We start from the raw sequence: 19,728 nt of genomic DNA on the forward strand, positions 1-19,728 counted from the left end.
GTTTGGATATATCTGGAAAGTACGGCTGGCGCACTCCAGGGACGGCCGGAGAACGGCCGCCCCTTAGAGTACCTACCAGCTGGACTTGGTGATGCCGGGCAGCTCGCCCCGGTGCGCCATCTCACGGAAGCAGACACGGCACAGGCCGAACTTCCTGTAGACGGCGCGGGGACGGCCACAGCGAGAGCAACGGGTGTAGGCCCGGACCTCGAACTTCTGCTTACGCCCCGCCTTGGCGATCAGCGACTTCTTCGCCATCGTTTAGGCCTCCTTGAAAGGGAAGCCGAGGAGCTTCAGCAGCGCCCGGCCCTCGTCGTCGTTCTTCGCGGTGGTCACGACCGTGATGTCCATGCCCCGCGGCCGGTCGACCTTGTCCTGGTCGACCTCGTGGAACATGACCTGCTCGGTCAGACCGAAGGTGTAGTTGCCGTTGCCGTCGAACTGCTTCGGCGACAGACCGCGGAAGTCACGGATACGGGGCAGCGCCAGCGACAGCAGCCTGTCGAGGAACTCCCACATCCGGTCGCCGCGAAGGGTCACGTGCGCGCCGATCGGCATGCCCTCACGCAACTTGAACTGCGCGATGGACTTGCGGGCGCGGACGACGGCCGGCTTCTGGCCGGTGATCACCGTGAGGTCGCGGACAGCGCCCTCGATCAGCTTGGAGTCGCGAGCGGCCTCGCCGACACCCATGTTGACCTTGATCTTGGTCAGGCCGGGCACCAGCATGACGTTCTCGAAGCCGAACTCCTCACGAAGCTTCGCGATGATCTCCTCGCGGTACTTCGTCTTGAGGCGCGGCGTCGGACGCTCGGTCTCGGTGGTCGTGGCAGTCATCAGCTGTCCTCACCCTCCGAAGCGTCGGCCTTCTTCTCGTCGGCCTTCTTCTCCGCGGGCTTGTCGTCCTTGAGCTTCTTCACGTTGCTCACGTGGATGGGGGCCTCCATGGTCTGCACGCCGCCCTGCTTGGCGCCACGCGGACCCTGGTTGGTCTCCTTCGAGTGCTTCTTGATCAGGTTGACGCCCTCGACCACCACACGGTCCTCGTGCGGGAGGGAGGCGATGACCCGGCCCTTGGCACCCTTGTCCTTGCCGGCGATGACCTGAACCAGGTCACCCTTCTTCACGTGCAGGAACTTCGGCATTACAACACCTCCGGAGCGAGCGAGATGATGCGCATGAACTTCTTGTCGCGCAGCTCGCGGCCGACCGGGCCGAAGATACGAGTGCCACGAGGGTCACCGCTGTCCTTGATGATGACGGCGGCGTTCTCGTCGAAGCGGATGTAGGAGCCGTCAGGCCGGCGGCGCTCCTTGACCGTGCGGACGACGACGGCCTTGACCACGTCACCCTTCTTGACGCCCGTGCTGCCGGGGAGGGCGTCCTTAACCGTGGCGACGATGACGTCGCCGATACCCGCGTAGCGTCGACCCGAGCCACCGAGAACGCGGATGCAGAGAATCTCCTTGGCACCCGTGTTGTCGGCGACCTTGAGTCGCGACTCCTGCTGGATCACTGTTACTCCTGTTAGTCGCGCCGGTTCTCAGCGAGCTGAGCCTGGCGGAACCTGTCGTTGTCTTGTTCCCACGGCCACAGCCCCTCTCAAGGAGAGAGACCGCACCGCAGGCGACGCGGCAGCCGTACGACGGCCACGTCCTTGGACGCCGTCATGGGGGCTGTCGAGACAGCCCCCACGAGGCGCGCATATATCCGAGCAGGCCTTACTTGGCCTTCTCGAGGATCTCCACCACGCGCCACCGCTTGGTGGCGGAGAGCGGGCGGGTCTCCATGAGCAGCACGCGGTCGCCGACGCCACAGGCGTTGGCCTCGTCGTGTGCCTTGTACTTGGTCGTACGGCGGATGACCTTGCCGTACAGACGGTGCTTGACGCGGTCCTCGACAGCGACGACGACGGTCTTGTCCATCTTGTCGCTGACGACCAGGCCCTCGCGGACCTTGCGGAAGGTCCGCTGCGTCGTCTCAGTGGTCTCGGTCTCAGCCATCGCTCGACTCCTTCTCAACCACCGTGACAATGCCGAGCTCGCGCTCGCGCATCACGGTGTAGATGCGGGCGATCTCGCGGCGAACGGCGCGCAGCCGCCCGTGGCTCTCCAACTGACCGGTCGCTGACTGGAAGCGGAGGTTGAACAGCTCCTCCTTGGCTTCCTTGAGCTTCTGGACCAGGGTGTCCTGGTCCTCCACCCGCAGCTCGCCGGCGGTCAGGCTCTTGGCCATCACGCCTCACCCACTTCACGCTTGACGATCTTGCACTTCATCGGCAGCTTGTGGATCGCGCGCTTCAGCGCTTCACGAGCCACCGGCTCCGCGACACCCGACAGCTCGAACATCACGCGTCCGGGCTTGACGTTGGCGATCCACCACTCCGGCGAACCCTTACCGGAACCCATACGGGTCTCGGCGGGCTTCTTGGTGAGGGGACGGTCGGGGTAGATGTTGATCCACACCTTGCCACCACGCTTGATGTGGCGGGTCATCGCGATACGCGCGGACTCGATCTGACGGTTGGTCACATAGGAGTGCTCAATCGCCTGAATGCCGAACTCGCCGAACGTGACCCTGGTGCCACCCTTGGCGGCGCCACTGCGGTCGGGCCGGTGCTGCTTGCGGTGCTTGACCCTGCGCGGGATCAGCATGGTCAGCTCCCTTCAGCACCCGGCTGCGCAGCCGGGCCGGTCTCGGGGGCAGCCTGTGCGGCCGCCTCGGTGCGGGGGGCGCGGTCGCCACGGCCACCGCCACCGCCGCCGCGGCGAGCGCCACCGGCGCCACCACCACGACGCGGACGGTCGCCGCCGCCACCACCACGACGGTCGTCGCGCTCACGACGCTGGCCGGCGCGAGCACCGGCGGCAGCCGCCTCACGCTCGGCGCGGCTGGTCGGAGCCTCGCCCTTGTAGATCCAGACCTTCACGCCGATACGGCCGAAGGTCGTGCGGGCCTCGTAGAAGCCGTAGTCGATGTCCGCGCGAAGGGTGTGCAGCGGCACGCGACCCTCGCGGTAGAACTCCGACCGGGACATCTCGGCGCCGCCCAGACGACCGGAGCACTGGACACGGATGCCCTTGGCGCCGGACTTCATGGCCGACTGCATCGCCTTGCGCATGGCGCGGCGGAACGAGACACGGCTGGACAGCTGCTCGGCGACGGCCTGAGCCACCAGCTGAGCGTCGATCTCCGGGTTCTTGACCTCGAGGATGTTGAGCTGAACCTGCTTCTTGGTCAGCTTCTCCAGGTCGCCACGGATGCGGTCCGCCTCGGCGCCGCGGCGGCCGATGACGATGCCGGGACGCGCGGTGTGGATGTCCACCTGGACGCGGTCCGTCGTGCGCTCGATCTCGACCTTGGAGATGCCGGCCCGCTCCATGCCCTTCTGCAGCATGCGGCGGATCGACACGTCCTCGGCGACGTACGACTTGTACAGCTTGTCGGCGTACCACCGGCTCTTGAAGTCGGTCGTGATGCCGAGGCGGAACCCGTGCGGGTTAACCTTCTGGCCCACTATCGGGTCCTTCCCTTCGGCTCGCGGGACTCCACGATCACGGTGATGTGGCTCGTCCGCTTGTTGATCCGATAGGCGCGACCCTGGGCACGCGGTCGGAACCGCTTCAGCGTCGGGCCCTCGTCGACCCACGCACGGCTCACGACGAGCGACTCGGGGTCGAGCTTGAAGTTGTGCTCCGCGTTCGCCATCGCGCTCGAGAGCACCTTGTAGATCGGCTCGCTCGCCGCCTGGGGAGCGAACTGCAGCACGGCCTGCGCCTCCGAAGCGGGCAGCCCGCGAATAAGGTCCACCACGCGGCGGGCCTTGAGGGGCGTGACACGGACGAACCGCGCCTGAGCCCTGGCTTCCATCGCTTACTCCTCTTACTTCTGAAGGCTGTTTATCGCCGGCTGCGGCGGTCTTCCTTGACGTGGCTGCGGAACGTCCGCGTAGGCGCGAACTCGCCGAGCTTGTGGCCGATCATCGACTCGGTGACGAACACCGGGACGTGCTTGCGGCCGTCGTGCACGGCGATCGTGTGACCGAGCATGTCGGGCACGATCATCGACCGGCGCGACCACGTCTTGATGACGTTCTTGGAGCCCTTTTCGTTCTGGACTTCGACCTTCTTCTGAAGGTGGTCGTCCACGAAGGGGCCCTTCTTAAGGCTACGTGGCATTGTGGCTGCTCCTACCGCTTCTTCCTCTTGGACCGACGGCGGATGATCAGCCTGTCACTGGCCTTGTTCGCCTGACGGGTACGGCCCTCGGGCTTGCCCTTGGGGTTGACCGGGTGGCGACCACCGGAGGTCTTACCCTCACCACCACCGTGGGGGTGGTCGACGGGGTTCATCGCGACACCGCGGACGGTCGGGCGCTTGCCCTTCCACCGCATACGTCCGGCCTTGCCCCAGTTGATGTTGGCCTGCTCGGCGTTGCCCACCTGACCGACAGTCGCGCGGCAACGCACGTCGACCATGCGCATTTCGCCGGAAGGCATACGCAGCGTGGCGTACTGGCCCTCCTTGGCGAGCAGCTGGATCTGCGCACCGGCGGAACGACCCAGCTTGGCGCCACCGCCCGGACGGAGCTCCACCGCGTGGATGAAGGTACCGGTCGGGATGTTGCGCAGCGGCAGGCAGTTGCCCGGCTTGATGTCGGCCGAAGGGCCGTTCTCGATCCGGTCGCCCTGCTTGAGGCCGGTAGGAGCGATGATGTAGCGCTTCTCACCATCGGCGTAGTGCAGCAGAGCGATGTTGGCGGTCCGGTTGGGGTCGTACTCGATGTGAGCGACCTTGGCCGGAATGCCGTCCTTGTCATGCCTGCGGAAGTCGATAATCCTGTAGGCGCGCTTGTGACCGCCGCCTTGGTGGCGAGCGGTGACCCGGCCGTGTACGTTGCGGCCGCCCTTGCTGTGAAGGGGCGCAAGCAGCGACTTCTCGGGCGTGCTGCGGGTGATCTCGGAGAAGTCCGAGACACTCGAGCCGCGGCGACCCGGGGTCGTCGGCTTGTACTTACGGATGCCCATCTTTTTCGTTCATCCTTTGTCGGTTACATGGGAGAGCCCGCCGCACGAACGTGCGGCGGTTCGCCCTTTTCTAGCTATGTACGGCGAGCACTAGCCGATCTGACCGAAGATGTCGATCCGATCGCCCTCGACCAGGCTCACAATCGCGCGCTTGGTGTCGGGACGCTTGCCGAAACCGGTGCGGGTGCGCTTGCGCTTGCCCTGCCGGTTGATGGTGTTCACGCTGCTGACCTTGACCCCGAAGATCTGCTCAACGGCAATCTTCACCTGAGTCTTGTTCGCGGTCTTACGGACCAGGAACGTGTACTTGTTGTGCTCATCGATCAGGCCGTAGCTCTTCTCGGAGACGACCGGCTTGATGATGACGTCGCGCGGGTCGGCGATCTTCTCCATCAGGCGTCTTCCTTCTTGCTCGACTCGACCGAAAGCCGCGCGACGACCTGGTCGTAGGCCTCCTGCGTGAAGACCACGTCGTCGTGGACGAGCACGTCGTAGGTGTTCAGCTGCCCGGCGTCCAGCAGGTGGACCTCCGGAGCGTTGCGCAGGCTCATCCAGGTCAGCTCGTCGGCCTCGTCGACGACGACGAGAACGCGCGGAGCCTGGGTGATCTTACGCAGCGCCTCCAGGGCGGCCTTGGTCTTCGGGGTCTCCCCCGTGACCAGCGTGCTGACCACGTGAACGCGGTTGCCGGACGCCCGGTCGGACAGGGCGCCACGCAGGGCGGCGGCCTTCATCTTCTTCGGGGTCCGCTGCGAGTAGTCGCGCGGAACCGGACCGTGGACGACGCCACCGCCGGCGAACTGGGGCGCGCGGGTCGAACCCTGACGGGCGCGGCCGGTGCCCTTCTGGCGGTACGGCTTCTTGCCGCCGCCACGGACCTCACCACGGGTCTTGGCCTTGTGGGTGCCCTGCCGGCGAGCGGCGAGCTGGGCCACGACCACCTGGTGGATCAGCGGAACGTTGACCTTGGCCCCGAAGATGTTCTCGGGGAGGTCAACCGTGCCGGTCTTCGCGCCGCTGGCGTCGAGGACGTCAATAGTGGTACTCACTTGGCAGCCCCCTTCTTGGCAGCGGTACGGACGAGGACCAGGCTGCCGTTGGCACCGGGGATCGCACCCTTGATCAGGATGAGACCCTTCTCGGCGTCCACGGCGTGAACCTTGAGGCTCTGCACGGTGGTGCGGACGTTACCCATCCGGCCGGCCATGCGAAGACCCTTGAATACGCGGCCCGGGGTGGCGCAGCCACCGATGGAACCCGGCGAGCGGTGCTTGCGCTGCGTACCGTGCGAGGCGCCCAGGCCCTTGAAGCCGTGGCGCTTCATGACACCGGCGAAACCCTTGCCCTTGGACTTGCCAGTCACGTCGACGTACTGGCCGGCCTCGAAGGTGTCGGCCAGCAGTTCCTGGCCCAGGGTGTAGTCGCTCGCGTCGTCGGTGCGGATCTCCGCAAAGTAACGGCGCGGGGTGATGTCGTGCTTACGCAGGTAGTCGCCGAGCGGCTTGTTGACCTTCCGGGGGTCGACCTGCCCGAAGCCGAGCTGGATGGCGGAGTAGCCGTCCTTCTCAGCGCTGCGGACGCGGGTCACCACGCACGGACCGGCCTCGACCACGGTCACCGGAACCATCCGGTTGTCCGCGTCGAAGACCTGGGTCATGCCGAGCTTCTTGCCCAGGACGCCCTTGATCGTCTTAGCCATGTCAGTGCGTTCCCTCAGAGCTTGATCGAAATGTCAACGCCCGCGGGGAGGTCGAGACGCATGAGCGAGTCGACGGTCTTGGGCGTGGGGTCGATGATGTCAATCAGCCGCTTGTGCGTGCGCATCTCGAAGTGCTCGCGGCTGTCCTTGTACTTGTGCGGCGAGCGGATGACGCAGTACACGTTCTTCTCGGTCGGCAGCGGCACCGGGCCCGCGACCTTCGCGCCAGTCCGCGTCACCGTCTCGACGATCTTCTTGGCCGAGCTATCGATGACCTCGTGGTCATAGGCCTTAAGCCGGATGCGGATCTTCTGTCCCGCCATAGTGGCCTCGGTGTCCTTCGCTGTCGTCTGAAAAAGTATCGTGCGGCCTGTTGCCGCTGTTCATACGGGCGAAACCGCCCGATAACCCCACGTAGCAGACGTATACGATCTGCCGTTTTCTTCCGTGATCCGGCAGTTACTTCGGTCACAACCTGCGGTCGTCCGAAGCCACTGCGAGATCACGGCTTTGCGTGGAGCCGTGCTGGAGCTTTCGCGGATCGGCGGCCGGCCCTGTGATGAGGCCGACCGCCGCCCGGCGAATCGTGCTACTTGAGGATCTTCGTCACGCGACCGGCGCCGACGGTGCGGCCACCCTCACGGATCGCGAACTTCAGACCGTCCTCCATGGCGATGGGCTGGATCAGCTCAACGCGCATTTCGGTGTTGTCGCCCGGCATGACCATCTCGGTGCCCTCGGGGAGGTTCACCACACCGGTCACGTCCGTCGTACGGAAGTAGAACTGCGGGCGGTAGTTGTTGAAGAACGGCGTGTGGCGGCCGCCCTCGTCCTTGCCCAGGATGTAGACCTGAGCCTCGAAGTCGGTGTGCGGGGTCGTGGTGCCCGGCTTGATGACACACTGACCGCGCTCGACGTCCTCGCGCTTGATGCCACGCAGGAGCAGACCGACGTTGTCACCGGCCTGGCCCTCGTCGAGCAGCTTGCGGAACATCTCGACACCGGTGACCGTGGTGGTGGTCTTGTCGGTCTTGATGCCGATGATGTCGACGGTCTCGTTGACCTTGACGATACCGCGCTCGATACGACCGGTGACGACGGTGCCGCGACCCGTGATCGAGAAAACGTCCTCGACCGGCATCAGGAACGGCTTGTCGGTCTCACGGACCGGCTCGGGGACGTTCTCGTCGACAGCGGTCATCAGCTCGATGATGCTGTCCTCCCACTTGGTGTCGCCCTCCAGCGCCTTGAGCGCGGAGACGCGGACCACGGGGAGGTCGTCGCCGGGGAACTCCTGAGCGGACAGGAGCTCACGAACCTCGAGCTCGACGAGCTCCAGGATCTCCTCGTCGTCCACCATGTCGGACTTGTTGAGCGCCACGACGATGTAGGGAACGCCGACCTGGCGAGCCAGGAGGACGTGCTCCTTCGTCTGGGGCATCGGACCGTCGGTCGCCGCGACCACCAGAATCGCGCCGTCCATCTGGGCAGCACCGGTGATCATGTTCTTCACGTAGTCGGCGTGACCGGGGCAGTCCACGTGGGCATAGTGGCGCTTCTCGGTCTGGTACTCGACGTGCGCGATCGAGATCGTGATGCCGCGAGCCTTCTCCTCGGGCGCCTTGTCGATCTTGTCGAACGGGGTCGCCTCGTTGATCTCGGGGAAGCGCTTGTGCAGCACCTGGGTGATCGCCGCGGTCAGAGTGGTCTTGCCGTGGTCGATGTGCCCAATGGTGCCGATGTTCACGTGCGGCTTAGTCCGCTCGAACTTGGCCTTAGCCACTGGTTCTCTCCTTAGAGAATCTGACTGACTTACTTCACACTCGGGCCCGGGAAGTTACCCGGCCCCTGGGCGGTGAGGCGGCTCGCGCCGCCCCACCAGGGACTCCGGGGTTCGTACTACTCGCCCCGGGCCTTCGCGACGATCTCCTTGGCGATGCCGGGCGGCACCTCCGCGTAGGAGTCGAACTGCATGCTGTAGCTCGCGCGGCCCTGCGTCTTGCTACGAAGGTCACCCACGTAGCCGAACATCTCGGACAGCGGAACCAGGGCGGTGATGACGCGGGCGCCGGAGCGCTCGTCCATCGACTGGATCTGCCCGCGGCGGCCGTTGAGGTCACCGATGACGTCACCCATGTAGTCCTCGGGCGTGGTGACCTCGACGGCCATCATCGGCTCGAGAAGCACAGCGTCCGCCTTGCGCGCGGCCTCCTTGAAGGCCATCGAGCCAGCGATCTTGAAGGCCATTTCCGAGGAGTCGACGTCGTGCGCGGCACCGTCGGTCAGCGTCACCTTCACGCCGACCATCGGGTAACCGGCCAGCACGCCGAACTCGGCGGCTTCCTGGGCACCGGCGTCGACCGAGGGGATGTACTCCCTCGGGACGCGGCCACCCGAGACCTTGTTCTCGAACTCGTACCCGTCGTTGCCTTCGCCGAGCGGCTCGAGGTTGATGATGACCCGCGCGAACTGACCGGAACCACCGGTCTGCTTCTTGTGGGTGTAGTCGACCTTCTCCACCTTGCGGCGGATGGTCTCGCGGTAGGCGACCTGCGGACGACCGACGTTGGCCTCGACCTTGAACTCGCGGCGCATGCGGTCGACGATGATCTCCAGGTGGAGCTCGCCCATGCCGGAGATGATCGTCTGACCGGTCTCCTCGTCACGCTGGACGCGGAAGGACGGGTCCTCCTCGGCCAGACGCTGAATGGCGGTGGACAGCTTCTCCTGGTCGCCCTTGGTCTTGGGCTCGATCGCGACCTGGATGACCGGGGCCGGGAACGTCATCGACTCCAGAACCACGGGCTTGTTCACGTCGCAGAGCGTGTGACCGGTCGTGGTGTCCTTCAGACCCATGACGGCGACGATCTGACCAGCGTAGGCCGCCGGGCGCTCTTCGCGCTTGTTGGCGTGCATCTGGTAGATCTTGCCGATCCGCTCCTTACGGCCCTTCACAGGATTGAGCACCTGCGAGCCGGTCTCGAGCGAACCCGAGTAGATGCGGAGGTAGGTGAGCTTGCCCAGGTGCGGGTCGCTCATGATCTTGAAGGCCAGAGCCGAGAAGGGCTCGTCGGGGTCCGCGTGCCGTTCGATGATCTCCTCTTCGTTGCCGACCGCGTGGCCCTTGAAGGCCGGGATGTCGGTCGGCGCGGGGAGGAAGGCGACGATGGCGTCGAGCAGGGGCTGCACGCCCTTGTTCTTGAACGCGGTGCCGGTGAGGACCGGGTTGATGGCGCTGGCGAGGGTCGCGCGCCGGATGGCGGCGACCAGCTGCTCCTCGGTGGGCTCGACCGCGTCGAGGTAGAGCTCCATCAGCTCGTCGTCGTTCTCGGCGACGGTCTCGACCAGACGGTCGCGCCACTCGCGAGCGATCTCGGCGTGGTCGGCCGGGATGTCGACGACGTCGTACATCTCGCCCTTGGCCGCCTCCTCGCTCCAGAGCAGGCCCTTCATCCGGATGAGGTCGATGACGCCCTTGAAGCCGGCCTCGACGCCCCACGGAAGCTGGACAACCGCCGGCGTCGCCGCCAGCCGGCTGACCATCATGTCGACGCAGCGGTGGAACTCCGCGCCGACGCGGTCCATCTTGTTCACGAAGCAGATGCGCGGAACGCCGTAGCGGTCAGCCTGCCGCCACACCGTCTCGGACTGCGGCTCGACACCCGCGACACCGTCGAACACGGTGACCGCGCCGTCGAGGACGCGCAGGTTGCGCTCAACCTCGATGGTGAAGTCGACGTGGCCCGGCGTGTCGATCAGGTTGATCGTGTGACCGTCCCACTCGGCAGTCGTCGCGGCGGACGTGATCGTGATGCCGCGCTCCTGCTCCTGCTCCATCCAGTCCATGGTGGCAGCGCCATCGTGGACCTCACCGATCTTGTAGTTGATACCGGTGTAGAACAGGATGCGCTCGGTCGTCGTGGTCTTGCCCGCATCGATATGGGCGATGATCCCAATGTTGCGGACCTTGGCCAGGTCAAGAGCGGTCGTTGCGGCCACTTCTCTCGCGTCCTCGTCGTCTCGTCGAACCCGCTGTTACCAGCGGTAGTGGGCGAAGGCCTTGTTGGACTCGGCCATCTTGTGGGTGTCCTCGCGCTTCTTGACACTCGCCCCCAGGCCGTTGCTGGCGTCGAGGAGCTCGTTCATGAGGCGCTCGGTCATGGTCTTCTCACGGCGGGCGCGGGAGTACTGCACCAGCCAGCGCAGGGCCAGGGTGGTGCTGCGCGAGGCGCGCACCTCGACCGGGACCTGGTAGGTCGCGCCACCGACACGGCGGCTGCGGACCTCAAGAGTGGGCTTGACGTTGTCGAGGGCACGCTTGAGCGTGATGACCGGGTCGTTGCCGGTCTTGTCCTTGCAACCCTCGAGGGCGCCGTAGACGATCGACTGCGCGATGGAGCGCTTGCCGTCCAGCAGCACCTTGTTGATCAGGGCCGTAACCAGCGGCGAGCTGTAAACCGGGTCAGACATGAGCTGACGACGGCCAGGAGAACCCTTGCGAGGCATAGTTAGCTCTTCTCCTTCTTCGCGCCGTAGCGGCTGCGGGCCTGCTTGCGGTTACGGACGCCCTGGGTGTCGAGCGAGCCACGGATGATCTTGTAGCGAACACCCGGCAGGTCCTTCACACGACCGCCACGCACGAGCACGATGGAGTGCTCCTGCAGGTTGTGACCCACACCCGGGATGTAGGCCGTGACCTCGATGCCGTTGGTGAGGCGGACACGGGCCACCTTGCGCAGTGCCGAGTTCGGCTTCTTGGGGGTCGTGGTGTAGACGCGCTGGCAGACGCCGCGTCGCTGCGGACTCCCCTTTAGGGCAGGAGTCTTGGTCTTGGAGACCTTGTCCTGCCGGCCCTTGCGGACCAACTGCTGAATAGTGGGCACTGCCACTCCGTTCATGCCTAAGCCGGTGATACGTCAGGTTGTGCATTTCGCAGGTACTGCCGGTGTCATGACCTGCGGTTTTCTCCCCTGCTTCGACCCACGCGGTCGGGCGTGTCGCGCTCTTACAGAGCCACACTCCCGCGCAGAAGAACGCCAGGGGGAGGCCACGCTGCGCCATTGCGAGCGCACGCGTGAGAGCCCATGAATACACGGGCACGAAGGGCAAGACTACCTAGCCCCGCGCAGCACGTCAAAACGGCTGCGCGTCGATATGTTTCGCGCCGTGGTCAGTAGCAGACTCCGCGCCAAGTTTACCCGCTCCGGGCCACTGTTCTGCCCTTGTTACACCAACCTTCTCCGCGGGTACGGCAAGCCCCGGCAACCCTTCCCGCGCACGAGTGCGTGAGGAGCTCCCAGCGAGGCCCTGCGCGCCCGGGAGCCGGACACCGGGCGGATGCACCCAGACCACGCGGATACCCCCACAGGGCCGGGCGAACGCGGAAGCGCCCGAGATCCGTAGATCTCGGGCGCTTCTCCTAGCTAACCGTCCAGCGCGACAGGCTCATCGGTTGTACTGGCCGAAGTCGTACTCCTCCAGCGGCACAGCCTCGCCCGACCCCGTGCCGAACGTGTAGTCCGCCGCGGAGCCGTCGTAGCCGCCGACCGTGTACATCGCGGCCTTGGCCTCCTCGGTCGGCTCCACCCGGATGTTGCGGTACTGGGGCATGCCCGTACCGGCCGGGATGAGCTTACCGATGATGACGTTCTCCTTCAGGCCCAGGAGCGAGTCGGACTTGGCGTGGATCGCCGCGTCCGTCAGGACCCTGGTCGTCTCCTGGAAGGAGGCCGCCGACAGCCACGACTCGGTGGCCAGCGACGCCTTCGTGATGCCCATGAGGACCGGACGGCCGGCGGCGGGCTGGCCGCCCTCGGCCACGGTCTCGCGGTTCATGTTCTCGAAGCGGGGACGCTCGACCAGCTCGCCGGGGAGCAGGTCGGTGTCGCCCGACTCCAGCACGTTCACGCGCTTGAGCATCTGGCGGACGATGATCTCGATGTGCTTGTCGTGGATCGACACACCCTGCGAGCGGTACACCTGCTGAACCTCGGCGACCAGGTGCAGCTGCACCTCGCGCGGGCCCATGATGCGCAGGACCTCGTTCGGGTTGACCGCACCCGCGATCAGCTGCTGGCCGACCTTGACGTGCTGGCCCTCGGAGACGAGCAGACGCGACCGCATCGACACCGGGTAGGCGATCTCCTCGGAACCGTCGTCCGGGGTGATGACCACCTTGCGGGTCTTGTCGGTCTCGTCGATCCGCGCGCGGCCCTCGGCCTCGGAGATCGGGGCGACACCCTTGGGGATGCGCGCCTCGAAGAGCTCCTGGACACGGGGCAGACCGTGGGTGATGTCCGCACCGGCCACACCACCGGTGTGGAAGGTACGCATCGTCAGCTGGGTACCGGGCTCACCGATCGACTGGGCGGCGATGATGCCGACCGCCTCGCCGACGTCCACGAGCTTGCCGGTGGCCAGCGAGCGGCCGTAGCAGGTCGCGCAGACACCGATCTTGGCCTCGCACACCAGCGCGGAGCGGGTGCGCACGGTCTCGATCCCGGCGTTGACCAGGTCGGTCACGTGGATGTCGTTGATGTCGACACCCGCCGGGGCGATGATCTTGCCGTCGACCTCGACGTCCTCGGCCAGGATGCGGCCGTGCACGTTGGACTCGGCGTTGTCGGCCTTGACCAGGTTGCCCGACGCGTCACGGTCGCCGACGTGCAGCGGGACCGCGCGGTCGGTGCCGCAGTCGATCTCGCGCACGATGACGTCCTGCGCCACGTCCACCAGACGACGGGTCAGGTAACCCGAGTCGGCGGTACGCAGGGCGGTGTCGGCCAGACCCTTCCGCTGTCCGTGGGTGGAGATGAAGTACTCCAGCACCGACAGGCCCTCGCGGAACGAGGCCTTGATCGGACGCGGGATCGTCTCACCCTTGGTGTTGGACACCAGGCCACGGATACCGGCGATCTGACGCACCTGCATCTTGTTGCCGCGGGCGCCGGAGTTGAGCATCATCCAGACCGGGTTCGTCGCCGGGAACGCGTTGACCATGTCGGTCTCGACGTCCGCGGTGGCGTGGGTCCAGATCTCGATGAGCTCCTGGCGGCGCTCCTCGTCGGTGATCAGGCCGCGCTCGTACTCACGCTGGACCTTGTCGGCCCGGCGCTCGTAGTTCTCCATGATCTCGGCCTTGTTGGGCGGCGCGACGACGTCATCGATCGAGATCGTGACACCGGAGCGGGTCGCCCAGCGGAAGCCTGCGTCCTTGAGCGCGTCGAGCGAAGCCGCGACCTCGACCTTGGGGTAGGTCTCGGCCAGCTCGTTCACGATCGTGGACAGCTGCTTCTTGCCGACCTGGAAGTTGACGAACGGGTAGTTCGGCGGCAGCGTCTGGTTGAACAGGCACCGGCCGAACGTCGTCTCCAGGCGGATCGGGTCGCCCTGCTCCCAGCCCTCCGGCGCGACCCAGTCGCGCGCGGGGAAGACGTCCTTGAGCCGGATCTGGATCTTCGCCTGGATGTCCAGCTCGCGGCGGTCGAACGCCATCTGGGCCTCGGCCACGGAGCCGAAGACGCGGCCCTCGCCGAGGGCGCCCTCCTTCTGCGTGGTCAGCCAGTAGAGGCCGATGACCATGTCCTGGGTGGGCATCGTCACGGGCTTGCCGTCGGCCGGCTTGAGGATGTTGTTGGTCGAGAGCATCAGGATGCGTGCCTCGGCCTGGGCCTCAGCCGACAGCGGCAGGTGCACGGCCATCTGGTCGCCGTCGAAGTCCGCGTTGAACGCGGTGCAGACGAGCGGGTGGATCTGGATGGCCTTGCCCTCGACCAGCTGCGGCTCGAACGCCTGGATGCCCAGGCGGTGCAGCGTCGGAGCGCGGTTGAGCAGCACGGGGTGCTCGGTGATGACCTCTTCGAGTACGTCCCACACGACCGGGCGGGCGCGCTCGACCATCCGCTTGGCCGACTTGATGTTCTGCGCGTGGTTGAGGTCCACGAGCCTCTTCATCACGAACGGCTTGAACAGCTCCAGCGCCATCTGCTTGGGCAGACCGCACTGGTGCAGCTTCAGCTGCGGGCCGACGACGATGACCGAGCGGCCGGAGTAGTCGACGCGCTTGCCCAGCAGGTTCTGGCGGAAGCGGCCCTGCTTGCCCTTCAGCATGTCGCTGAGGGACTTGAGCGGACGGTTGCCGGGGCCCGTGACCGGGCGGCCGCGGCGGCCGTTGTCGAACAGCGAGTCGACGGCCTCCTGGAGCATCCGCTTCTCGTTGTTCACGATGATCTCGGGGGCGCCGAGGTCAAGGAGACGCTTGAGGCGGTTGTTCCGGTTGATCACACGACGGTAGAGGTCGTTGAGGTCGGAGGTCGCGAACCGGCCACCGTCGAGCTGCACCATCGGGCGCAGGTCCGGCGGGATGACCGGGATGCAGTCGAGCACCATCCCGCGGGGCGAGTTGGTGGTGTTGAGGAACGCCGAGACGACCTTGAGCCGCTTGAGTGCGCGGGCCTTCTTCTGGCCCTTGCCGCTGCGGATCGTCTCGCGCAGGTTCTCGGCCTCGGCGTCGAGGTCGAAGCTGGTCAGACGGTCCTGGATCGCCTGCGCGCCCATGCCGCCCTTGAAGTAGCGGCCGAAGCGGTCGCGCATCTCGCGGTAGAGCAGTTCGTCGCCCTCGAGGTCCTGGACCTTGAGGTTCTTGAACCGGCTCCACACCTCGTCCAGGCGGTCGAGCTCGCGCTGTGCGCGGTCGCGCAGCTGGCGCATCTCGCGCTCGGCGCCCTCACGGACCTTGCGGCGCTGGTCGCCCTTGGCGCCGGCGGCCTCAAGCTCGGCCAGGTCGCCTTCGAGCTTCTTCTGCCTGGTCTCGATGTCGGCGTCACGACGCTGCTCGATGTGCTGCCGCTCGACCGAGATCTTCGCCTCGAGCGAGGGCAGGTCACGGTCGCGCATCTCGGCGTCGACCTGCGTGATCATGTAGGCCGCGAAGTAGATGACCTTCTCGAGGTCCTTCGGGGCCAGGTCGAGCAGGTAGCCGAGACGCGAGGGAACGCCCTTGAAGTACCAGATGTGCGTGACGGGCGCGGCCAGCTCGATGTGGCCCATCCGCTCACGACGCACCTTGGCGCGAGTGACCTCGACGCCGCAGCGCTCACAGATGATGCCCTTGAAGCGGACGCGCTTGTACTTACCGCAGTAGCACTCCCAGTCGCGGGTCGGGCCGAAGATCTTCTCGCAGAAGAGTCCGTCCTTTTCCGGCTTGAGCGTCCGGTAGTTGATCGTCTCCGGCTTCTTGACCTCGCCGTGTGACCACTGGCGGATGTCGTCGGCCGTCGCCAGCCCGATCCGGAGCTCGTCGAAGAAGTTGACGTCTAGCATGTGCGATCTCCCCCTCAGACTTCTTCCACGCTGCTCGGCTCACGCCGGGACAGATCGATACCGAGCTCTTCGGCGGCCCTGAAGACGTCCTCGTCGGTGTCGCGCATCTCGATGGACATGCCGTCGCTGGAGAGCACCTCGACGTTCAGGCACAGCGATTGCATTTCCTTGATGAGGACCTTGAAGGATTCGGGGATGCCGGGCTCGGGGATGTTCTCGCCCTTGACGATGGCCTCGTAGACCTTGACCCGGCCGAGGACGTCGTCGGACTTGATGGTCAGGAGCTCCTGCAGGGCGTAGGCCGCGCCGTAGGCCTCCAGCGCCCACACCTCCATCTCACCGAAGCGCTGGCCACCGAACTGGGCCTTACCGCCGAGCGGCTGCTGGGTGATCATGGAGTACGGGCCGGTGGACCGAGCGTGGATCTTGTCGTCCACCAGGTGCAGCAGCTTCAGGATGTAGCTGTAACCCACCGCGATCGGGTAGGGGAACGGCTCGCCGGAGCGGCCGTCGAACAGCAGCGCCTTTCCGCTCTCCTGCACCATGCGATCGCCGTCGCGGTTGGGCAGGGTGTTGCTGAGCAGACCGACGATCTCCTCCTCGTGGGCGCCGTCGAAGACCGGCGTGGCCACGTTGGTACGCGGCGCGACCTGCTCGAAGCCCTTCTCGCGCAGGCGCTCCGCCCACTGCTCGGTCAGGCCCGAGATGTCCCAGCCGCGGGCCGCGATCCAGCCGAGGTGAGCTTCGAGCACCTGCCCGATGTTCATCCGGCCGGGCACGCCCAGCGGGTTGAGGATGATGTCGACCGGCGTGCCGTCCTCGAGGAACGGCATGTCCTCGACGGGCAGGATCTTGGAGATGACGCCCTTGTTGCCGTGGCGGCCGGCGAGCTTGTCACCGTCGGTGATCTTACGCTTCTGGGCCACGTACACGCGGACCAGCTCGTTGACACCGGGGGGAAGCTCGTCGCCCTCGTCACGGGAGAACACGCGGACGCCGATGACCTTGCCCTGCTCGCCGTGCGGCACCTTCAGCGAGGTGTCGCGCACTTCGCGGGCCTTCTCACCGAAGATCGCGCGCAGCAGCCGCTCCTCGGGGGTCAGCTCGGTCTCACCCTTGGGCGTGACCTTGCCGACGAGGATGTCGCCGGGTACGACCTCGGCGCCGATGCGGATGATGCCGCGCTCGTCGAGGTCGGCCAGGACCTCTTCGGAGACGTTCGGGATGTCCCGGGTGATCTCCTCGGGGCCCAGCTTGGTGTCACGGGCGTCGACCTCGTGCTCCTCGATGTGGATCGAGGACAGGACGTCGTCCTGCACCAGCCGCTGCGACAGGATGATCGCGTCTTCGTAGTTGTGGCCCTCCCACGGCATGAACGCCACGAGCAGGTTCTTGCCCAGGGCCATCTCGCCCTGGTCGGTGCAGGGGCCGTCGGCGATCACCTGGTTGACCTCGACCCGGTCGCCTTCGACGACGATGGGCTTCTGGTTGAACGAGGTGCCCTGGTTGGAACGCTTGAACTTGGCGACACGGTAAGTCGTGCGGGTGCCGTCGTCGTTCATCACGGTGACGTAGTCGGCGGAGACCTCCTCCACCACACCGGCCTTCTCGGCGCTGATGACGTCGCCGGCGTCGGTCGCGGCACGGTACTCCATGCCGGTTCCGACCAGCGGCGCCTCGCTCTTCAGCAGCGGCACCGACTGCCTCTGCATGTTGGAGCCCATGAGCGCGCGGTTGGCGTCGTCGTGCTCCAGGAAGGGGATCATCGCCGTGGCGACCGACACCATCTGGCGCGGCGACACGTCGATGTAGTCGACTTCCTCGGCACGCGCGAGTTCGGTCTCGCCACCCTTGGTGCGGACCAGGACGCGCGACTCGGCGAAGGTGCCGTCGGCGTTGAGCACCGTGTTGGCCTGCGCCTTGACGAAGCGGTCCTCCTCGTCGGCGGTCAGGTAGTCGACCTGCTCGATCACCTTGCCGTCGACGACCTTGCGGTAGGGCGTCTCGACGAAGCCGAAGGCGTTGATCCGGCCGTAGGAGGCCAGCGAGCCGATCAGGCCGATGTTCGGGCCTTCGGGAGTCTCGATCGGGCACATCCGGCCGTAGTGGGACGGGTGCACGTCTCGGACCTCGAAGCCGGCCCGCTCACGGGACAGACCACCGGGGCCCAGCGCGGACAGACGCCGCTTGTGCGTCAGGCCGGCCAGCGGGTTGGTCTGGTCCATGAACTGCGACAGCTGCGAGGTGCCGAAGAACTCCCGGATCGAGGCGACGACCGGGCGGATGTTGATCAGGGTCTGCGGCGTGATCGCCTCGACGTCCTGCGTGGTCATCCGCTCACGGACGACGCGCTCCATGCGGGCCAGGCCCAGGCGGACCTGGTTCTGGATGAGCTCGCCGACACTGCGCAGACGACGGTTGCCGAAGTGGTCGATGTCGTCGGTCTCGACGATCCGGTCGCCCTGGGCGCTCGGCATCGACTCCTCGCCCGCGTGTAGGCGGACGATGTACTCGATCGTGGAGACGATGTCGTCCTCGGTGAGGGTGCCCTGCGTGATGTCGCTGTCGACCCCGAGCTTCTTGTTGATCTTGTAGCGGCCGACCTTGGCGAGGTCGTAGCGCTTGGGGTTGAAGTACAGGTTCTCCAGCAGGGTCTGCGCCGACTCCTTGGTCGGCGGCTCGCCCGGACGGAGCTTGCGGTAGATGTCGAGCAGGGCGTCATCCTGGCCGGCCGTGTGGTCCTTCTCCAGGGTGGCCCGCATCGACTCGTACTGGCCGAAGCGCTCGAGGATCTGTTCGGTGGTCCATCCCAGTGCCTTGAGAAGCACGGTGACGGCCTGCTTGCGCTTGCGGTCGATGCGCACACCGACGCTGTCGCGCTTGTCGATCTCGAACTCCAGCCAGGCACCCCGCGAGGGGATGACACGGCAGTCGAACAGGTCCTTGTCCGAGGTCTTGTCGACACTGCGGCCGAAGTAGACACCCGGGGACCGGACCAGCTGGGAGACGACGACACGCTCGGTGCCGTTGATGATGAAAGTGCCCTTCGGCGTCATGAGCGGGAAATCGCCCATGAACACCGTCTGGCTCTTGATCTCGCCAGTGGTGTTATTGATGAACTCCGCCGTGACGAACATCGGGGCGGAGAAGGTCATGTCCTTGTCTTTGCACTCATCTACTGAGTACTTGGGCGGCTCGAACCGGTGGTCGCGGAACGACAAGGACATGGTCCCCGAGAAGTCCTCAATGGGACTGATCTCTTCGAAGATCTCTTCGAGGCCCGACTGGGTCGGGACGTCCTTGCGCCCGGCCTGACGAGCCGCCTCAACCCGGGCCTTCCACTTCTCGTTGCCCAGCAGCCAGTCAAAGGACTCGGTTTGCAGGGCGAGAAGATCAGGAACTTCGAGGGGCTCCTGGATACGCGAAAACGAAACGCGATTGGGACCAGCGGGTACGGCGGAGGCGTTGCGCGAGGCTGCCAACAGATGTCCTTCCGAGGGCTCGCGGCGGACTGACTACACGCACGCCAGACAACCTCGCAACGTGAGCAAGCATCGCGGGTCGTCAAAGGGCAGCGCAAAGGGGCAGTGTAGCCGAACGGCACACGCCTGTCCACTTCGCTCTCGCTGCATGCTCCACGTTGGTCGCAGCATCGCCCGTTCGGACGCAAACGTCAAGCCCA

Annotated in this window: 21 protein-coding genes; all 21 read right to left on the minus strand. The window is 65.9% G+C overall.

Annotated elements, in window-relative coordinates; genetic code table 11:
• Window positions 1-72 precede the first annotated feature (72 nt).
• The 21 genes from ACIBHY_RS41465 to rpoB all read right to left on the minus strand — a co-directional run bounded on the left by ACIBHY_RS41465 (window position 73) and on the right by rpoB (window position 19,528).
• Window positions 73-258 carry a type Z 30S ribosomal protein S14 gene (locus ACIBHY_RS41465; protein ID WP_020542298.1) on the minus strand — a complete coding sequence of 62 codons (186 nt, stop codon included), beginning with the start codon at window positions 256-258 and terminating at the stop codon, window positions 73-75.
• A 3-nt stretch (window positions 259-261) separates the two neighbouring features.
• Window positions 262-837, minus strand: coding sequence for a 50S ribosomal protein L5 (gene rplE, locus ACIBHY_RS41470; RefSeq protein ID WP_184958066.1), 576 nt, complete (start codon window positions 835-837; stop codon window positions 262-264).
• The gene (gene rplX / locus ACIBHY_RS41475) at window positions 837-1,133 is read right to left on the minus strand and encodes a 50S ribosomal protein L24 (RefSeq protein WP_379614716.1); all 297 of its coding nucleotides are present in this window, start codon (window positions 1,131-1,133) and stop codon (window positions 837-839) included. Before rplX ends, rplE begins: the two co-directional genes overlap by 1 nt.
• A gap of 11 nt (window positions 1,134-1,144) precedes the next feature.
• Window positions 1,145-1,516 carry a 50S ribosomal protein L14 gene (rplN, locus tag ACIBHY_RS41480; protein ID WP_043623452.1) on the minus strand — a complete coding sequence of 124 codons (372 nt, stop codon included), beginning with the start codon at window positions 1,514-1,516 and terminating at the stop codon, window positions 1,145-1,147.
• Between the two features lie 205 nt (window positions 1,517-1,721).
• Window positions 1,722-2,003, minus strand: a complete 282-nt coding sequence (gene rpsQ, locus ACIBHY_RS41485) for a 30S ribosomal protein S17 (RefSeq protein WP_184958068.1) — start codon at window positions 2,001-2,003, stop codon at window positions 1,722-1,724.
• Entirely contained in the window at window positions 1,996-2,235 is a 240-nt protein-coding gene (rpmC, locus tag ACIBHY_RS41490; RefSeq protein ID WP_184958069.1) for a 50S ribosomal protein L29, read from the minus strand. Before rpmC ends, rpsQ begins: the two co-directional genes overlap by 8 nt.
• Window positions 2,235-2,654: a 50S ribosomal protein L16 gene (rplP, locus tag ACIBHY_RS41495; RefSeq protein ID WP_184958070.1), complete on the minus strand. Its 420-nt coding sequence runs from the start codon at window positions 2,652-2,654 to the stop codon at window positions 2,235-2,237. The genes rpmC and rplP overlap by 1 nt, the downstream gene beginning before the upstream one ends.
• Before the next feature lie 2 nt (window positions 2,655-2,656).
• Complete coding sequence (gene rpsC, locus ACIBHY_RS41500) at window positions 2,657-3,517, minus strand: 30S ribosomal protein S3 (protein WP_397093431.1); 861 nt, start codon at window positions 3,515-3,517, stop codon at window positions 2,657-2,659.
• Complete coding sequence (rplV, locus tag ACIBHY_RS41505) at window positions 3,517-3,870, minus strand: 50S ribosomal protein L22 (RefSeq protein ID WP_379614534.1); 354 nt, start codon at window positions 3,868-3,870, stop codon at window positions 3,517-3,519. Before rplV ends, rpsC begins: the two co-directional genes overlap by 1 nt.
• Before the next feature lie 29 nt (window positions 3,871-3,899).
• On the minus strand, window positions 3,900-4,178 hold the full coding sequence (rpsS, locus tag ACIBHY_RS41510) for a 30S ribosomal protein S19 (protein WP_184958073.1): 279 nt from the start codon (window positions 4,176-4,178) through the stop codon (window positions 3,900-3,902).
• A gap of 11 nt (window positions 4,179-4,189) precedes the next feature.
• Entirely contained in the window at window positions 4,190-5,026 is an 837-nt protein-coding gene (gene rplB, locus ACIBHY_RS41515; RefSeq protein ID WP_379570559.1) for a 50S ribosomal protein L2, read from the minus strand.
• A gap of 90 nt (window positions 5,027-5,116) precedes the next feature.
• Entirely contained in the window at window positions 5,117-5,419 is a 303-nt protein-coding gene (gene rplW / locus ACIBHY_RS41520) for a 50S ribosomal protein L23 (protein WP_379614536.1), read from the minus strand.
• Window positions 5,419-6,075, minus strand: a complete 657-nt coding sequence (gene rplD / locus ACIBHY_RS41525; protein WP_184958076.1) for a 50S ribosomal protein L4 — start codon at window positions 6,073-6,075, stop codon at window positions 5,419-5,421. Before rplD ends, rplW begins: the two co-directional genes overlap by 1 nt.
• The gene (gene rplC, locus ACIBHY_RS41530; protein WP_184958077.1) at window positions 6,072-6,725 is read right to left on the minus strand and encodes a 50S ribosomal protein L3; all 654 of its coding nucleotides are present in this window, start codon (window positions 6,723-6,725) and stop codon (window positions 6,072-6,074) included. The genes rplD and rplC overlap by 4 nt, the downstream gene beginning before the upstream one ends.
• A gap of 14 nt (window positions 6,726-6,739) precedes the next feature.
• Window positions 6,740-7,048 carry a 30S ribosomal protein S10 gene (rpsJ, locus tag ACIBHY_RS41535; RefSeq protein WP_012887830.1) on the minus strand — a complete coding sequence of 103 codons (309 nt, stop codon included), beginning with the start codon at window positions 7,046-7,048 and terminating at the stop codon, window positions 6,740-6,742.
• A gap of 266 nt (window positions 7,049-7,314) precedes the next feature.
• Entirely contained in the window at window positions 7,315-8,508 is a 1,194-nt protein-coding gene (gene tuf / locus ACIBHY_RS41540) for an elongation factor Tu (RefSeq protein WP_397256733.1), read from the minus strand.
• A 116-nt stretch (window positions 8,509-8,624) separates the two neighbouring features.
• Window positions 8,625-10,724 carry an elongation factor G gene (gene fusA / locus ACIBHY_RS41545; protein ID WP_397256735.1) on the minus strand — a complete coding sequence of 700 codons (2,100 nt, stop codon included), beginning with the start codon at window positions 10,722-10,724 and terminating at the stop codon, window positions 8,625-8,627.
• Window positions 10,725-10,760: 36 nt separating this feature from the next.
• Window positions 10,761-11,231, minus strand: a complete 471-nt coding sequence (gene rpsG, locus ACIBHY_RS41550; RefSeq protein ID WP_184958080.1) for a 30S ribosomal protein S7 — start codon at window positions 11,229-11,231, stop codon at window positions 10,761-10,763.
• Between the two features lie 2 nt (window positions 11,232-11,233).
• On the minus strand, window positions 11,234-11,608 hold the full coding sequence (gene rpsL / locus ACIBHY_RS41555; protein ID WP_020542315.1) for a 30S ribosomal protein S12: 375 nt from the start codon (window positions 11,606-11,608) through the stop codon (window positions 11,234-11,236).
• A gap of 562 nt (window positions 11,609-12,170) precedes the next feature.
• The gene (locus ACIBHY_RS41560) at window positions 12,171-16,046 is read right to left on the minus strand and encodes a DNA-directed RNA polymerase subunit beta' (RefSeq protein ID WP_397256737.1); all 3,876 of its coding nucleotides are present in this window, start codon (window positions 16,044-16,046) and stop codon (window positions 12,171-12,173) included.
• A gap of 14 nt (window positions 16,047-16,060) precedes the next feature.
• Window positions 16,061-19,528 (minus strand): DNA-directed RNA polymerase subunit beta, encoded by a 3,468-nt coding sequence (gene rpoB / locus ACIBHY_RS41565; RefSeq protein ID WP_397309596.1) that lies wholly within the window; start codon window positions 19,526-19,528, stop codon window positions 16,061-16,063.
• Between the last annotated feature and the right edge of the window lie 200 nt (window positions 19,529-19,728).

Source organism: Nonomuraea sp. NPDC050547 (genome assembly GCF_044457345.1).
GTDB lineage: Bacteria > Actinomycetota > Actinomycetes > Streptosporangiales > Streptosporangiaceae > Nonomuraea.

Coding starts and splice junctions, on each gene's coding strand:
- ACIBHY_RS41465 (WP_020542298.1), bottom strand. CDS start 258: ATGGCGAAGAAGTCGCTGATCGCCAAGGCGGGGCGTAAGCAGAAGTTC.
- rplV (WP_379614534.1), bottom strand. CDS start 3,870: ATGGAAGCCAGGGCTCAGGCGCGGTTCGTCCGTGTCACGCCCCTCAAG.
- rpsQ (WP_184958068.1), bottom strand. CDS start 2,003: ATGGCTGAGACCGAGACCACTGAGACGACGCAGCGGACCTTCCGCAAG.
- rplP (WP_184958070.1), bottom strand. CDS start 2,654: ATGCTGATCCCGCGCAGGGTCAAGCACCGCAAGCAGCACCGGCCCGAC.
- rpsG (WP_184958080.1), bottom strand. CDS start 11,231: ATGCCTCGCAAGGGTTCTCCTGGCCGTCGTCAGCTCATGTCTGACCCG.
- rpsJ (WP_012887830.1), bottom strand. CDS start 7,048: ATGGCGGGACAGAAGATCCGCATCCGGCTTAAGGCCTATGACCACGAG.
- rpsS (WP_184958073.1), bottom strand. CDS start 4,178: ATGCCACGTAGCCTTAAGAAGGGCCCCTTCGTGGACGACCACCTTCAG.
- rplE (WP_184958066.1), bottom strand. CDS start 837: ATGACTGCCACGACCACCGAGACCGAGCGTCCGACGCCGCGCCTCAAG.
- rpmC (WP_184958069.1), bottom strand. CDS start 2,235: ATGGCCAAGAGCCTGACCGCCGGCGAGCTGCGGGTGGAGGACCAGGAC.
- ACIBHY_RS41560 (WP_397256737.1), bottom strand. CDS start 16,046: ATGCTAGACGTCAACTTCTTCGACGAGCTCCGGATCGGGCTGGCGACG.
- rplB (WP_379570559.1), bottom strand. CDS start 5,026: ATGGGCATCCGTAAGTACAAGCCGACGACCCCGGGTCGCCGCGGCTCG.
- rplC (WP_184958077.1), bottom strand. CDS start 6,725: ATGGCTAAGACGATCAAGGGCGTCCTGGGCAAGAAGCTCGGCATGACC.
- rplW (WP_379614536.1), bottom strand. CDS start 5,419: ATGGAGAAGATCGCCGACCCGCGCGACGTCATCATCAAGCCGGTCGTC.